Annotated in this window: 18 protein-coding genes; 7 read left to right on the top strand and 11 right to left on the bottom strand. The window is 72.9% G+C overall.

The features are described 5' to 3' along the window. The first annotated feature begins 22 nt into the window (after window positions 1-22). Both ABZ721_RS11245 and ABZ721_RS11240 read left to right on the top strand, forming a co-directional pair. Window positions 23-535 (top strand): DUF2199 domain-containing protein, encoded by a 513-nt coding sequence (locus ABZ721_RS11245; RefSeq protein WP_358788364.1) that lies wholly within the window; start codon window positions 23-25, stop codon window positions 533-535. Between the two features lie 98 nt (window positions 536-633). Then, window positions 634-1,539, top strand: a complete 906-nt coding sequence (locus tag ABZ721_RS11240; protein WP_358788363.1) for a DUF3626 domain-containing protein — start codon at window positions 634-636, stop codon at window positions 1,537-1,539. A 56-nt stretch (window positions 1,540-1,595) separates the two neighbouring features. On the opposite strand, the gene ABZ721_RS11235 is transcribed toward ABZ721_RS11240, so the two are convergent. Beyond that, a complete protein-coding gene (locus tag ABZ721_RS11235) occupies window positions 1,596-2,111 on the bottom strand; it encodes a DinB family protein (protein ID WP_358788362.1) in 516 nt (171 codons plus the stop codon). Window positions 2,112-2,181: 70 nt separating this feature from the next. Then, window positions 2,182-2,865: a TetR/AcrR family transcriptional regulator gene (locus ABZ721_RS11230; RefSeq protein ID WP_358788361.1), complete on the bottom strand. Its 684-nt coding sequence runs from the start codon at window positions 2,863-2,865 to the stop codon at window positions 2,182-2,184. Between the two features lie 90 nt (window positions 2,866-2,955). Between ABZ721_RS11230 and ABZ721_RS11225 the strand changes: the two genes are divergently transcribed. Beyond that, the gene (locus ABZ721_RS11225) at window positions 2,956-3,483 is read left to right on the top strand and encodes an ATP-binding protein (RefSeq protein WP_358788360.1); all 528 of its coding nucleotides are present in this window, start codon (window positions 2,956-2,958) and stop codon (window positions 3,481-3,483) included. A 27-nt stretch (window positions 3,484-3,510) separates the two neighbouring features. Here the strand turns inward: ABZ721_RS11225 and ABZ721_RS11220 are convergent, their stop codons facing one another. Together ABZ721_RS11220 and ABZ721_RS11215 are read right to left on the bottom strand one after the other, a co-directional pair. Further along, on the bottom strand, window positions 3,511-4,185 hold the full coding sequence (locus ABZ721_RS11220; protein ID WP_358788359.1) for an NUDIX domain-containing protein: 675 nt from the start codon (window positions 4,183-4,185) through the stop codon (window positions 3,511-3,513). Beyond that, window positions 4,182-5,000, bottom strand: coding sequence for a DeoR/GlpR family DNA-binding transcription regulator (locus ABZ721_RS11215; RefSeq protein ID WP_358788358.1), 819 nt, complete (start codon window positions 4,998-5,000; stop codon window positions 4,182-4,184). The genes ABZ721_RS11220 and ABZ721_RS11215 overlap by 4 nt, the downstream gene beginning before the upstream one ends. A 126-nt stretch (window positions 5,001-5,126) precedes the next feature. Here ABZ721_RS11215 and ABZ721_RS11210 point away from each other — a divergent pair, with 126 nt between their 5' ends. Beyond that, window positions 5,127-5,558 (top strand): MerR family transcriptional regulator, encoded by a 432-nt coding sequence (locus ABZ721_RS11210; RefSeq protein WP_358788357.1) that lies wholly within the window; start codon window positions 5,127-5,129, stop codon window positions 5,556-5,558. A gap of 1 nt (window position 5,559) precedes the next feature. After that, window positions 5,560-5,895 carry a thioredoxin gene (gene trxA, locus ABZ721_RS11205; RefSeq protein WP_358788356.1) on the top strand — a complete coding sequence of 112 codons (336 nt, stop codon included), beginning with the start codon at window positions 5,560-5,562 and terminating at the stop codon, window positions 5,893-5,895. 65 nt (window positions 5,896-5,960) lie between these two features. Here the strand turns inward: trxA and ABZ721_RS11200 are convergent, their stop codons facing one another. From ABZ721_RS11200 to ABZ721_RS11180, 5 genes are all read right to left on the bottom strand, one after another. Continuing rightward, complete coding sequence (locus tag ABZ721_RS11200) at window positions 5,961-7,214, bottom strand: MFS transporter (RefSeq protein ID WP_358788355.1); 1,254 nt, start codon at window positions 7,212-7,214, stop codon at window positions 5,961-5,963. 87 nt (window positions 7,215-7,301) lie between these two features. Further along, window positions 7,302-7,850: a hypothetical protein gene (locus ABZ721_RS11195; protein WP_358788354.1), complete on the bottom strand. Its 549-nt coding sequence runs from the start codon at window positions 7,848-7,850 to the stop codon at window positions 7,302-7,304. A gap of 4 nt (window positions 7,851-7,854) precedes the next feature. Beyond that, the gene (locus tag ABZ721_RS11190) at window positions 7,855-8,430 is read right to left on the bottom strand and encodes a TetR/AcrR family transcriptional regulator (RefSeq protein WP_358788353.1); all 576 of its coding nucleotides are present in this window, start codon (window positions 8,428-8,430) and stop codon (window positions 7,855-7,857) included. Between the two features lie 89 nt (window positions 8,431-8,519). Further along, on the bottom strand, window positions 8,520-9,395 hold the full coding sequence (locus tag ABZ721_RS11185) for an ABC transporter permease (RefSeq protein WP_358788352.1): 876 nt from the start codon (window positions 9,393-9,395) through the stop codon (window positions 8,520-8,522). Beyond that, on the bottom strand, window positions 9,392-10,303 hold the full coding sequence (locus ABZ721_RS11180; protein WP_358788351.1) for an ATP-binding cassette domain-containing protein: 912 nt from the start codon (window positions 10,301-10,303) through the stop codon (window positions 9,392-9,394). The genes ABZ721_RS11185 and ABZ721_RS11180 overlap by 4 nt, the downstream gene beginning before the upstream one ends. 134 nt (window positions 10,304-10,437) lie before the next feature. On the opposite strand from ABZ721_RS11180, the gene ABZ721_RS11175 reads away from it, so the two are divergent. After that, window positions 10,438-11,604, top strand: coding sequence for a histidine kinase (locus ABZ721_RS11175; protein WP_358788350.1), 1,167 nt, complete (start codon window positions 10,438-10,440; stop codon window positions 11,602-11,604). Next, on the top strand, window positions 11,601-12,260 hold the full coding sequence (locus ABZ721_RS11170; RefSeq protein WP_358788349.1) for a response regulator transcription factor: 660 nt from the start codon (window positions 11,601-11,603) through the stop codon (window positions 12,258-12,260). The genes ABZ721_RS11175 and ABZ721_RS11170 overlap by 4 nt, the downstream gene beginning before the upstream one ends. A gap of 14 nt (window positions 12,261-12,274) precedes the next feature. On the opposite strand, the gene ABZ721_RS11165 is transcribed toward ABZ721_RS11170, so the two are convergent. Together ABZ721_RS11165 and ABZ721_RS11160 are read right to left on the bottom strand one after the other, a co-directional pair. Beyond that, complete coding sequence (locus ABZ721_RS11165; RefSeq protein ID WP_358788348.1) at window positions 12,275-12,790, bottom strand: hypothetical protein; 516 nt, start codon at window positions 12,788-12,790, stop codon at window positions 12,275-12,277. Between the two features lie 131 nt (window positions 12,791-12,921). Next, window positions 12,922-13,362 (bottom strand): SPW repeat protein, encoded by a 441-nt coding sequence (locus ABZ721_RS11160; RefSeq protein WP_358788347.1) that lies wholly within the window; start codon window positions 13,360-13,362, stop codon window positions 12,922-12,924. Window positions 13,363-13,607 lie beyond the last annotated feature (245 nt).

Here is a 13,607-nt window from a genome sequence, read left to right as displayed (position 1 = left end):
GGGAGCGGATATTGTCTCCGCCATGTCAGTCGATCTCGGTTTCCTCTGCTCCTCCTGCAGTGAGCACCACGATGAGCTCCCGATGAGCTACTCCGCCCCGGCCCCGGACATCTGGGAACCGGTCCACGCCACCGATCCCGACAGCGTGTTGTCGTCGGACCAGTGCGTGATCAGGAACCAGGCCTTCTTCGTCCGGGGACTCATCGAGCTTCCCGTGATCGGGAGCACGGACGTCTTCGCCTGGGGCGTGTGGATATCACTCAGCAGGGAGAGCTTCGCGCGGGCCGGCGAGCTGTGGGAGACCCCGGGCCGGGAGGCCGAACGGCCGTACTTCGGCTGGCTGTCGACGGAACTGGCCCTGTACCCGGAGAGCACGACGGACCTCAAGACGAACGTCCACACGCGCCCCGTCGGCCGCCGCCCCCGCGTCGAACTCGAGCCCACGGACCACCCCTTGGCGGTGGAGCAGCGCACCGGCATCACCGTGGACCGGGTGCGGGAGATCGCCGAGGCGGTGCTGCATCCGCAGCCCTGAGCGGCCGGCCGCACGGGCGGACCGGCTCCACGGTCTGCCGGCCGGCGGCCCGTTCAATCCGGGTGCGGCGGTGCGGGGCTCTCGTGCAGACTGCACGGATGAGCGCTGACACTTCCCGGTCGCCGCAGGCCAGAGCCCTGCGGCACGTCGCGGACCGGTCCACGGGCGGCCCGGTCCCCGCCGGGCTGCGCGTGACGATGAACTTCCATCCCGACCGGTGGACGGGCGGCGTGCCGATCCTGCGGCGGCTGGCACAGGACGGCGTCTACGCCTCGCAGTTCGTGACCGGCACCAGCAACGGCGGGCTGACCGCCCACCCCGGCGGGGACCGGTGGCGGTGGGAGAGCCGGATCTTCGGCGGCGCCTACGACCAGGCCCCGGCGCACGAGCGCCCGGTCTACGGTGCGCTCGACCACCTCCGCGAGCCCGTCGGCGCGGCCCCGCGGTTCGGCTCGTCGCACTTCCGGCTGACCGCCGAGGCCGTCGCGCGGTCCACGTTCTGCTATCCGGACAGCTTCACCGAACCGACCGACTTCGGTGTCGCCACCCGCTGCGCCCTGGTCGAGCTGGCCGTGGCGGGGGAGCTGGACGCGCTGGACGGCTACATCGAGGCGCAGGTCCACGGGCCGGTCCGGCTCGACCGCGACGTGGAGGCCCTGGTGCTGGATCCCAGCTACCGCGGCACGGACGTGGAGGCCGCGGCGGCCCGGCTGCCCTGTCCCGTCGAGTGGCACGGCGGCTTCCGGCTCGGCGTCGACGAGCTGCGGCGCTACCCGGACTTCCGCGGTCGGGAGTACGTCGAGCTGGGCGTCGCCGTCGCGCTCGACGGCCGGCTCGATCCCCGCGTCATCGGGGAGGCGGTCCGCACCGGCCGCCACGACCCGCAGGCGCTCAAGAAGGTCTGGCACTACCTGGCACGCTTCGGCGCGCCGCTCGGATCCGGCGAGGCCGCACGGGACCGGACGCGGGACGGGACGCGGGACCGGGCCGCGGCGGTCTCCTGAACCAGGGGACGCTGCCGGGGCCCGGGCGGGGCCGGGGGACCGTGGCGGTCCTCCGGTCAGTAGTAGCCCTTCTCGCCGTCGACGAGTTCCCGGACGGTGTCCAGGTGGCCGGCGTGGCGGGCGGTCTCCTCGATCATGTGGAGGAGCACCCAGCGCAGCGTCGCGGCGGAGGCGCCGAAGTCGGGGTGCTTGCCGGCCGTGTCCAGCGACAGGGACGCGATGATCTCGTTGGAGACCTCGCAGCTGCGCTCGTACTCCGCCAGCAGCTGCGCCAGGGGGATGTCGTCGACGATCATGTCGGCGTCCTCGGGCCCGTCGTCGAACTGCGGGCCCTCGGCCTTGCGGCCGAGCAGCATGACCTCGAACCAGCAGTGCTCGACCCACCGCATGTGGGAGACGATGCCCGCGACCGTCATCCGCGGTGAGGTCGGGAGGACCGACCGGTGGGCGGCCTCCTCGGACAGGCCCTCGGCCTTCCAGCGGATGATCGCGCGCTGCATGTCGAGCCAGCCGACCAGCTGGGTGCGCTCGTCGGCGTCATAGGGCGGGCGGATGCGGGGAGGAGGCGTCATGGGCGCCGACGGTAGCCCAGCCCCCGTCCGGGTGCACGGGGATTATCGCGGCACGGCCCGGGCGCGCCGGTCATCCGGCGTCGACGGCCGCGGCCAGGGAGAGGTCGATGTGCCGCAGCGCGGCCACCGTGAACGACGTCGCGAACTCCGCCGCCAGGCGGGGACTGAGCGGGCCGGCGCCGAGCGCGCTCCGGGCGCCCTCCACCGTGAGCCCGACGATGAAGGACGCGCACAGGGTGGCGCTGGCCCCCCACGGCGGCTGGTCGTGCGCTGCCGCGAACTCTCTGATGAGGTCGGCGATCCGGTCGGTGGCGGCGGTCATGAGGCGCTGCCGGGCGGCCGGGACGGTGCCCGAGGCCTCCGAGCCGAACAGGAGCCGGAACTCGTGGGGGTGGGCGGCCGCATAATCGAAGAAAGCGAGCGTTCCGGCGCGCACCTGCTGTTCCAGCGAAAGGCCCCCGGCTGCCACCTGCGCCGCGAAAAGCTGCCGGGCGAGGTTCTCGGCGGCGCGTTCACTGCAGTGCCGGTAGAGGTCTTCCTTGCTTCCGAAATGCGCGTACAGCGTGGGTTTGGTGGAACGGGCCCGCGCGGCGATGGCCTCCATGGTGGCGGCCAGGAAGCCCGCGTCCGCAAAGACGGCGCATGCGGCGTCCAGCAGCTGCGCTTCCCGGGAATGGGAGGGCGCGCGCCTGCGTGGCCGTTCGGTCACGGAGAGGTCCTCCGGCGATGGCGTGCTGTTCCCCGCATCGATCATGCCCGGCACTTTACTCCACGGTAAAGTCGACATACTCTTTTTACTTCGCGGTAATGCTGTTCCATGCGGTAAAGGCAAGTGGAGGTCCTTATGCGCCGACCTCGCCCTTTCGCGGGCGCCTCCGCCTCGGCGGATCTGCTGGGGCAGCTGGGTTGCGGGCGGTCGTACGCGGGTCCGGTGCCGCGCCAGCGGCCGCTGCTGGCGATGGAGCCGCCGGAGCCGGTGCGGGACTTTCCGACGGGCGGCCCCTGGCCGCTGCCGCGTACCCCGACGGCGTGCCGCGACGCCAGGTCGGCGCTGAGGGCCGTGCTGCGGCAGTGGGAGATGGAGCATTTCGCGGACACCGCGGAACTGCTCGTCAGCGAACTGGTCACCAATGCGGTGCGGTACGCGCCGGGCCCCATCCAGCTGACCGCCCACGGCGGTTCGACGCTGCGGTGCCACATCGATGACGGCAGCAGGCTGCTGCCCCGGCTCTACAACGCCTGTCCCGACGACGAATTCGGCCGGGGCCTCGCCCTGGTCGACCAACTCGCCAGCGACTGGGGCGTGGACCTGACCGACCGCGGAAAATCCGTCTGGTTCGAACTCAAGGGCGCGAAGTCCCCGCTGGAATGAGCGACAGCCGGACGGCCCGGCCCGCAATTAATTCCCAGGCCGTCGGCCCGGGGCGAATGGGCCCTCCAGGGCCGCCCATTGCAGCAGCATGATGGTTTTCGCGTCGGCGATCTCCCCGGAACGTATGAGTTCCAGGGCCCGGGCGAAGGGGAGTTCGAGGACTTCGATGTCCTCGCCCTCCGCCGCGAGCCCGCCGCCCGCCGTGTCGCGGGTCGCGGCACTGTACGGCGCCGCGTAGAAATGCAGCCGCTCGGTGACCGATCCCGGGCTCATGTAGACGTCGAAGACGTGCTCCAGGTCGCCGATCGTGTGACCGGTCTCCTCGGCGGCCTCGCGCCGGATCGCCGTCTCGGGGTCGTCCTCGTCGAGCAGGCCGGCGGCGGTCTCCAGGAGCATGCCGTCCGGATGGCCGTTGGCGTAGGCGGGGTAGCGGAACTGCCGGGTGAGCAGCACGGTCGCCCGGTCGGGGTCGTAGAGCAGCACGGTGGCGCCGTTGCCGCGGTCGTAGCTCTCGCGCTGCTCGGTGCTCCAGTGCCCGTCCGCGTGGCGGTAGTCGAAGGTGGCGGCGCGCAGCACGTACCAGTGGCAGGACAGCAGCGTGACGTCGCGGACCACCACCCGGGGATTGCCGGTCAGGTCGCGGCCGTCCCGGTCCAGTCCGGTCCGCCCGCGGCGGTCGGGCGTGTCGATCCCGGCGGTCATCGGGCGGCCCGCTGCGTGGTGCCGGCGTCGCCCGCGAGCCGGGTGTCGACCCCGGCGTCGCGCAGGGCGGCGAGGGTGGCGGGTCCGCCGGGGTGGGTGTCCGGGTCGTCCCCGGCCGCGTCGGTGACGAAGGTGTCCACCGCGTCCAGCGGGGCGACCCGGCTGAACGCCTGCACCCCGAGCTTGGTGGCGTCGGCCACCGCGACGGTGCGGGCGGCGCGGGCCAGCGCGGTCTGCTTGACGGCACAGTCGTCCAGCGAGAACTCCGACCAGCCGTGCTCGGCGTGCACCCCGCCGATCGACATGACGAAGCAGTCGAAGGCGAGCCCGTCCACCGCCCGCAGGGCGATCGGCCCCACCAGGGACCGTTCGCCGGGGCGGGACTCCCCGCCGAGCACGAGCAGCCGGATACCCGGCTGGTCCGCCAGCCGCACGGCGGCCTGCAGGCTGAGGACCGCGACCGTCAGCGGTGCGCGCGCGATCAGATGGCCCGCGACGTGCACGGTGGTGGTGCCGGCGTCGAGCAGGACGGTGCTGCCCGGTTCCACCAGCTCGGCCACGGCCGCGCCCAGCCGGTCCTTGGTCGCGGCCTGCCAGGGCTCGCGCGCCGTGAACCCCGCACCCTGCTCGGGCAGGCCGGCCGCGACCGCCCCGCCGCGCACTCGCCGCACCATCCCCTGGCGTTCCAGCTCGTCGAGGTCCCGGCGCACGGTCATCTCCGACACACCCAGCCGTCGCGCCAGTTCCCCGACGCCCATCCGCTCGGTCCCCTGCACCAGGCGCAGTGTGACGTCGAGGCGGTTCGCAGTACCCATGGCGTATTTCTAACATGCTTGTGTTCGTTTTGGTAGATCAATGTGCGGAAGGGGGTTCCGGCCGGGCGCCGCGGGCCTTGGCGGAACGCTGGCGTTGACGTCGGGGTCAAGGTCTACCGTCGAGTCATGCGGATCGGTGAGTTGGCGGAACGAGCGGGTGTGACCACCCGCGCCCTGCGGTATTACGAGACGCTCGGGCTGCTGCCCGCGCGCCGTGCCGGGAACGGATACCGCTCCTACGGCGAGGACGATCTGCGCCTCCTGGCGCAGATCCGCACGCTGCAGGACTTCGGCTTCGGGCTGGAGGAGACCCGCCCGTTCGTCGAGTGCCTGCGGGCCGGGCATCCGGAGGGGGACTCGTGTCCCGCCTCGCTGGACGTCTACCGGCGCAAGCTCGCCGAGCTCGACGACGTCATCGCGCGGCTGCGCGAGGTGCGCGAGCAGGTCGGGGCGCAGCTGGCGCGGGCGGAGGTGGAGTTCACCGCGCAGGCGCCGGAGAGCTCACCGCCGCGCTGCGAATACGCCGGTTACCAGGACAACGACGGGAAGAGGGACTGAGATGGCGCAGGCGACAGGGTTGGCCACGGTGACGGACGCGACGTTCGCCGAGGAGGTGCTGGCGGCCGAGGGCCCGGTGCTCGTGGAGTTCACCGCCGACTGGTGCGGGCCGTGCCGCATGCTCGCCCCGGTGCTGGAAGCGGTGGCCGAGGAGCAGGCGGGCCGGCTGAAGGTGGTGCTGCTGGACGTGGACACCAATCCGGGGACGCAGTCGGCGTACGGGGTGCTGTCGATGCCCACGCTCATGGTCTTCGAGGGCGGGCAGCCGGTGAAGTCCATGGTCGGGGCCCGTCCGAAGCGGCGGCTGCTCCAGGAGCTCGAGGACGTGCTGCGCTGACGGGCCGCCCCGGCCGCCGCCGTGCGGCCGGGCGGCACCGTCCGGGGTGACGCCCCCTCCGCCGGTCACGGTGCGGGCGGCAGCGGGCGCATCCGGCCGGCGCCCCACAGCATCGCGGCCATGAGCGCCGCCACCGCACCGCTCAGCGTCATGACGGTCGCGGTCGAGGTGCGGTCGACGATCACCCCGCCGGCGAGGGCGCCGGCGGACAGCGTCGCCTGGAAGGACGCGGTGAACAGCACGGTCGCCGCTTCCGGGGTACGGGGGGCCGACCGCGCGAACCACGTACTGGAACAGACCGGGACCGCGCCGTACGCGAGCCCCCAGACGACCAGCAGCCCCAGCGCCGCGACCCACCCGCCGCCGACGACCGGCAGCAGCAGCGTCGCGGCGGCGAGCAGGCCGGTGCAGGTGATCCAGGTGGCCCGCAGGCCGCGCGTGATCGCCCACCCCGCGGCGAAGTTGCCGACGACGCCCGCCGCGCCGTACACGAGCAGGAACACGCTGATCCCACCCGCGTCCACCCGAGTCACCTGCTGCAGGAACGGCTCCACGTAGGTGTACGCCGCGAAGTGGGCGAGCACCACGAGGAAGGTGGCCAGCAGCCCGATCCGGATGTTCCGTTCGCGCAGCATGCCGCGCAGCACGCCCAACCGGGTCACCTGCCGTGCGGGAAGCGGCGGCAGCAGGGTGCGCAGGGCGACCAGTACGCCCACGCTCAGCACGCCCATCACGGCGAACGACGCCCGCCAGCCCGCCAGGTGGCCGATGAGCGCACCGGCCGGAACGCCCAGCACGGAGCCGAGCGGGACCGCCGAGAAGATCACCGCCGTCGCCCGGGGGGCGGACCCGGCCGGGACGAGCCGCGGTGCGAGGCCGGCGCCGATCGACCAGAACCCGCCGATGGTGACGCCGACCAGCACCCGGGAGAGCAACAGGACCCAGAAGGCGGGCGCGAGCGCGGCCAGGAGGTCGGCGAGGGCCAGCAGCCCCATCAGGACGCTCAGCATCAGCCGCCGGTCCAGCCGCCCGGTCGTCACCGTGACCACCGGGGCCGCGATCGCGGCGACGATGCCCGGCATCGTCATCGTCAGCCCCGCCACGCCCTCGGAGACCCCGAAGGCGGAGCCGATGGGCGTCAGCAGCCCGATCGGCAGGATCTCCGTGGTGACGATGGAGAAGATCCCCAGGGTGACCGACAGGACCGCGAGCCAGTGCACCAGCGGCGGTCGACCCGGTGGGGCCGCCCCGGCCGCAGCCGGAAGCGCCGGCGCCGCGGGCGCGGAGCCCGGTTCTGTGGTGTTCGTTCGGAGGGCCATGCGCCCATGGAACCGTCGCCGATCCCGGCGATCCGGCGGGAATGCGACCTCACCGTGGGCCAGGGGGACACAGCGGGGCGACGCCGGTCAGGCCGGTGTTCCGGCGGCGGCGCGCTCGGCGCGGCGCGCCACGGCCCCCAGCACCTCGAGCCGGATGAACGTGGCGCCGCCCAGCCGGATGAGCAGCCAGTAGGCGCGGAAGGCCTGGCGCGCGCGGGCGTCGGTGCCCTGCACCCTGGTCTCGAAGGCGACGACGGTGGTGTCGCCGTCGGGGATCACCCGCAGGCTCATGGCCGCCTTGGCCCAGCCCGGCTCCGCGAACTCCGTGTAGGCGGCGGCGTCACCGGGCGGGATCGGTGCGAGCTCGGGCTGCAGCCGCCAGAACTTGGCGACCTTGCCCTTGACCAGTTCCTCGCCCTCCACGGTGACGAGGGTGGGCGTCGGGAAGGTGTCGAGCAGCGGGCCGTCGAGCCGGCTCCGGCCGACCGACCGCAGCATCAGCAGACGGCGGGAGACCGGGAGCTCCGCGCCGGACAGCTCCCGCAGCGCCTGCCAGACGGTCGGCGGATCCGCCGCGATGCGCCGGGTGAACCGGGAGCGGAAGTCATAGGCGGGGAGCACGCGGTCGAGTTCCATCGGGTCACTCCGGAGTGTCGAGCCCGGCGGCCACCGCGTCGGCCAGCCGCCGGGGCAGGTCCGACGGCGGGGTGCCGCCGAGTAGGAAGAGGTGGACGAAGACGGCGCCGAGCAGTTGCGCGTGCACCAGCACCGGATCCGCCCCCTTGCCGATCTCCCCGCGGGCGGCGGCCCGTTCGAGGATCTGCGTCAGGACGTCCTGCTGGCGGTCGATGAACGTGGCGGCGAACCGGGTCGCCAGCTCCGGGTCGGCGGCGATGTCGGCGATCAGGCCCGGCAGCGCCTTGCGCGCGTGCGGCGCGGACAGCAGGACGAGGATGTGCTCGGCGAGCGCGGTCAGATCGGCCCGCAGACCGCCGCGGTCCGGCGGCGGGTCGATCTCCGTACCGTGCACCACGGCGACGAACACCATCTCGGCCTTCGAGCGCCACCGCCGGTAGATGCCGGCCTTGCCGACTCCCGCGCGGGCCGCGACGCGGTCGATGCTCAACTGCTGGTACCCGACGCCGTCCAGGATCTCCCGTACCGCCTCGCTGACGGCTTCGTCGACCTTGTGGTCACGCGGGCGCCCTCGGTTCATGGGCCCCAGGATAATCGATACGGATCGATCCGTAAATCGAGCAGGGGTCGACACCGCGGCCCGCGCGCAGGTCCTCACCCGTCCCGGCCTCACACGTCCCGGCGCCGAACGACGACCACGGCGACGACCACCGAGACGAGCGCCCAGCCGCCGAGCGCCAGCCAGGACCCGGTGATCGTGGCCGGATACCTGCCCGGATCCAGGTACGGGTTGCCGGGGTTCTCCTTGAGCCGGTCCACCGCGCCGACCGGCAGGACGTTCCCGATCTCCTTGAGGATCCGGTAGCGGTCGCCGCCGAACAGCAGGGGAGCGATGAACAGCAGCGTCACCAGCGCGACGATGGTGGCCGTGGCGTGCCGGATGACGGCGCCGAAGGCGATGCCGACGAGCGCCGACACGGGGACGATCAGCGCGTACGCCGTGACCGCGCGCAGGCAGCCGGGGTCGCCGATCGACAGGCCGACGTGGCGCGAGGCCAGGAGGGCATTGGTGCCGAAGAACGACGCCGCCGAGACCACCGCGCCGAGGACGAGGGTGGCCGCGGAGACGACGACCACCTTGGCGGCCACCACCGCGCCGCGGTCGGGCACGGCGGCGAACGTCGTGCGCACCATCCCGGTGGCGTACTCGCCGAGGACCGAGAGGGCGCCGACGCTGCCCGCCGCCAGCATCAGGAGGTAGACGCCGATGCTGTTCAGACCGTGGAGGAGCGGGTCGTAGACGAACGGCGGCATGCCCGGCCGCGGCGGCCGGTCGAGGTAGGTCAGGTCGGCGTGGACGGCGTTGACGTTGACCGCGATCGTGGCCAGCGCGCCGACCGCCAGCACCCAGTACGTCGACCGCAGCGACCGGAGCCGGATCCATTCGGCGGCGACGAGATCGGTGAACCGTGCCGGGGGCTCGGCCGTCCGCGCGGACGGCGGTGCGGTGGTCGTGGTGGTCGTGGTGGTGGCGACCGTGCTCATCGGGGATCTCCTGCGAGGTATTCGACGCTGCCGGCGGTGAGTTCCATGAACGCGCTCTCCAGCGACGTGCTCCGGGTGGCCAGTTCGTGCAGCACGATGCGGTGCGTGTGGGCGAGTTCGCCGATCCGGGCCGCGCTCAGCCCGGTCACCGTCCCCACCGTGCCGTTCTCCCGCAGCACCGACGCGCCCTCCGCGGCCAGTACGGCCGCCAGCGCGTCGAGGCCCGGGGTGTGCACGGTCACGCCCGTGCCGGTGCTGCGGGCGGAGAAGTCCGCCAGGCTCTGGTCGGCGATGAGCCGGCCCCGGCCGATCACGATCAACCGGTCGGCGGTGTGCTCCATCTCGCCCATCATGTGGCTGGAGACGAACACGGTGCGGCCCTCGGACGCCAGCCGCCGGAACAGGCCGCGCAGCCACCGCACGCCCTCGGGGTCCAGGCCGTTGAGGGGCTCGTCGAAGAGCAGCACCGGAGGGTCGCCGAGCAGCGCCCCCGCGATGCCCAGCCGCTGCTTCATCCCGAGCGAGAAGCCGCCGATGCGGCGCCGGGCCGCGCTGCCCAGCCCGACCTCCTCCAGCACCTCGGCGACGCGCCGCCGCGGGATGCGGTTGCCGCGCGCCAGGGTCGACAGGTGCGCGGCCGCGCTGCGACCGCCGTGCACGTCCTGGGCGTCGAGCAGCGCGCCGACGTGGCGCAGGCCGCGCGGGCGGTTCGCGAACGGGACCCCGTCGACGGTGACGGACCCGCCGGTCGGGGCGTTCAGGCCGAGGATCATCCGCAGGGTGGTGGACTTGCCGGCCCCGTTCGGGCCGAGGAACCCGGTGACGGTGCCGGGCCGCACGGTGAACGTCAGGCCGTCGACGGCCACGGTGTCGCCGTAGCGCTTGGTGAGATGACTGGCTTCGATCATGCCGCCAACGGTGCCGGTCCCGGACCCCGCGCCGCATCGGGCCCGCGGTCACCATCGGCGGGCCGCGGGGTGGCCCGGGGTACTACGCCCGTGGGCCACTGCGCGGGTGAAGGCCCGTGGCCTACGATCGGCCCATGACCGCCGCCCCCCGCCCTCCGCTGCTCAAACGGCTGCCCCTGGGCGTGTGGGTGGGGGCCTTCTGGTCGGCGGTCATCCTGCTGCGCTCCCTGCAACGGCCCGACGAATGGAGTCGGCTGACCGATCTCGACAGCAACATCGAGGGCGCTCCGCTGCTGATCGTCGCGGTCGTCACCACCGTCGGCGCCCTGCTGCTGTTCCGCGCGCCGCTGGTCTCCCTCGGCGTGGCGCTCGGCGGCGTGGTCGTCGCCCTCGGGTCGCGGGTGGTGGAGGCGCCGATCGCGGTGTTCTTGCTGGCGGACGCCGTGGTGGGCTACATCGCCGCCACCCGCTCGCGCCGGATGTCGATCCTCGCCGTCCTGCTGCCGGTCGTCCTGGTGACGTCGTACACGGTCACCCGGGCGCTGCGCGACCTGGACGCGGGGGTCGCGGCCCAGGCGGCCGTCGCGTCGACCGCGGTCATCGCCTGGCTGATCGGCAACACGATCCACCAGGGCCGGGCCCACGCCGAGACGCTGCGCTCGCAGGCCACGCACCAGGCGGTCACCGCGGAGCGGTTGCGCATCGCCCGCGAACTGCACGACATGGTCGCCCACAGCATCGGCATCATCGCCATCCAGGCGGGCGTCGGCAGCCGCGTCCTGCGGACGCAGCCCGCCGAGGCCCGCAAGGCGCTCGACGCCATCGAGGCCACCAGCCGCGAGACCCTGTCCGGGCTGCGGCGCACGCTGGGCGCGCTGCGCCGCACCGACCCGGGCGCGGCGTCCCTGGAGCCGGCGCCGGGGCTGGACGACGTCGACCGGCTGGTCGAGCGGACCCGGGACGCCGGCGTCCGCGTCGACGTGCGGTGGCGCGGGCAGCGCCGGCCCGTGCCGTCCGACATCGACCTGTCCGCCTTCCGCATCATCCAGGAGGCGGTCACCAACGTCGTGCGGCACTCCGGCACCCGCGACTGCCGGGTGAGCGTCGACTACCGGGACGCGGAGCTGTCCATCGAGATCACCGACCTCGGCAGCGGCGGTGCCGGGAGCGACGGCTACGGCATCGTCGGGATGCGCGAGCGGGTGAGCCTGCTGCACGGCGACTTCAGCGCCGGTCCGCGTCCGGAGGGCGGCTTCCGCGTCGCCGCCCGGCTGCCGGTGCCCGCGGCGGCCGCCCGGTGATCCGCGTCCTCCTCACCGACGACCAGCCCCTGGTCCGCAGCGGGCTGCGCGTGCTGATCGCCGACACCCCCGGCATCGAGGTGGTGGGCGAGGCCGCCAACGGTGCCGAGGCGGTGGCGCTGGCCGGGGAAGTCCGCCCCGACGTGGCCGTCATGGACATCCGCATGCCCGTGATGGACGGCATCGAGGCGGCGCGGCGCATCACCGCGGATCCGTCGCTGCCGACACGGGTCCTCGTCCTCACCACGTTCGACGACGACGAGTACGTCTACGCGGCGCTCCGCGCCGGGGCGAGCGGGTTCCTCGTCAAGGACATGCCGCTGGAGTCCATCCTCGACGGGATCCGTGTCGTCGGCGCCGGGGACGCCCTGATCGCCCCCAGCGTCACCCGCCGGCTCATCGAGGAGTTCGCCGGCCGCCCCGAACCCGCCGCCCCGCGCCCCGTCCCGGTCGACGGCGTCACCAACCGGGAGCGCGAGGTGCTGACGCTCGTGGGCCGCGGGCTGTCGAACACCGAGATCGCCGAGGAGCTCGTCATCAGCGTCTCCACCGCGAAGGCCCACGTGGCCAGGCTCTTCACCAAACTCGACGCCCGCGACCGCGTCCACCTGGTCATCACGGCGTACGAACTCGGCCTGGTCGCGCCCGGCCGCTGACGCGTTCCGTCCGGTCAGAGGCCGCGCTGCATCCACGGCACGAGATCGCGCTCCTCGTGCAGGAGGTACTGGTCGACCTCGCCGAGCACGAGCTGCGTGGTGAGCGTCAGGCCCTCGACGGCGACCTTGCCGGCGATGACGTCGTCCAGGCGGCGCAGCAGCTGCGCGCCGTCCTCACGGTCGCGCACCACGGCGACGGACGCCTTGTCGTGCCGCGCCAGGAGCGGGTGGACGGTGGCCTGTTTCGCCGTGCAGTGCTCCTGGAACGCCTGCCGGAAGGCGGGCAGGCCCTCCGGGGTGCCCGTGGGGACCCGGTGCAGCTCCTGCAGCGTGGCCCGCAGTGCGCGGCTGCGCGCGATGAGGGCGTCCGTCGCGGCGGTGTGGACCTCCCGCGCCCGCGCCTCGTCGTGCCGGCGCTTCGCGGCCTCGGCGTCGAACTCCGCCCCGTGCTGGAGGATCTCGTGCGGTCCGTGGGGGCGGTCCTGCGACGGTCGTTTCTGCGGCGTGTTGTCCTGATGCGATGGGGTCATGGCGGGCGGCACCTCCTGGAGGCATCAACTCACGAAGTCCCGGGGCCCGCAATGCGCGGACGGTCGCCCCCGGGCCTGCGCCGGTCCTGGGGCGACCGTCGGTATTCACCCGCTCCGGATACGGTTCCGGCTCAGGCTTCCCGGCTCTTCCTCATCATCATTCCCGCCGCCGCGAGGCCGAGCAGGCAGATGACGGCGCCGGTGATGATGTTGTTCCACATCGCGCCGGTGTCGGGGTGGCGGGTGACCACCCAGGGGGAGACGATCAGCCAGGCGCCGATCACCGCGCAGGCCATGCTCAGGCCCTGCATGCGCTGCGGGGCCAGGTTCAGGAACAGCGCCACCGCGGCGACCGCGATGCCCATGATCAGGTTGTTCTGTGCCAGCTGTGCGGAGGTGGGCGCGAAGTGCACCGTCCAGGGCGAGATGGCGGCCCACAGTCCGGCCAGGAGCAGAAGTCCGTCGACTCCCACCGCCCCCCGGCCGCCGAGCACGCGGGCGTAGCGATCGCGCATTTCCGAGACGTCCGGGTGCGCTCCGATGTCCCCCTGGTGGTGTGACAGATCGGCCATTCGACTCGCCTCCTTCGGCTTGTGCAAGTCCGACCGCGTCTGCGGGGACTACCGCGAGTCCATTGTGCTCCTCGGTGGCCTGTATGTGTAGCTCAGGCTTCTTGTCTCAATATGATGTAAATGGGAAATGATTTCGGTAGTGGTTGCCGACTCCGAAAACGGCTCTGGCCGCCGGTGGAAACCGGCGGCCAGAGCTTTCGAGCGGGGTGGGATCAGTTGTTGCCGGCGCCGTTGCCGGAGAGGAC

Source organism: Streptomyces sp. NPDC006733, from assembly GCF_040636125.1.
Taxonomy (GTDB): Bacteria; Actinomycetota; Actinomycetes; order Streptomycetales; family Streptomycetaceae; genus Actinacidiphila.
Note: the sequence above shows the minus strand (reverse complement) of the source record. Positions and strands in the feature narration are given on the sequence as shown.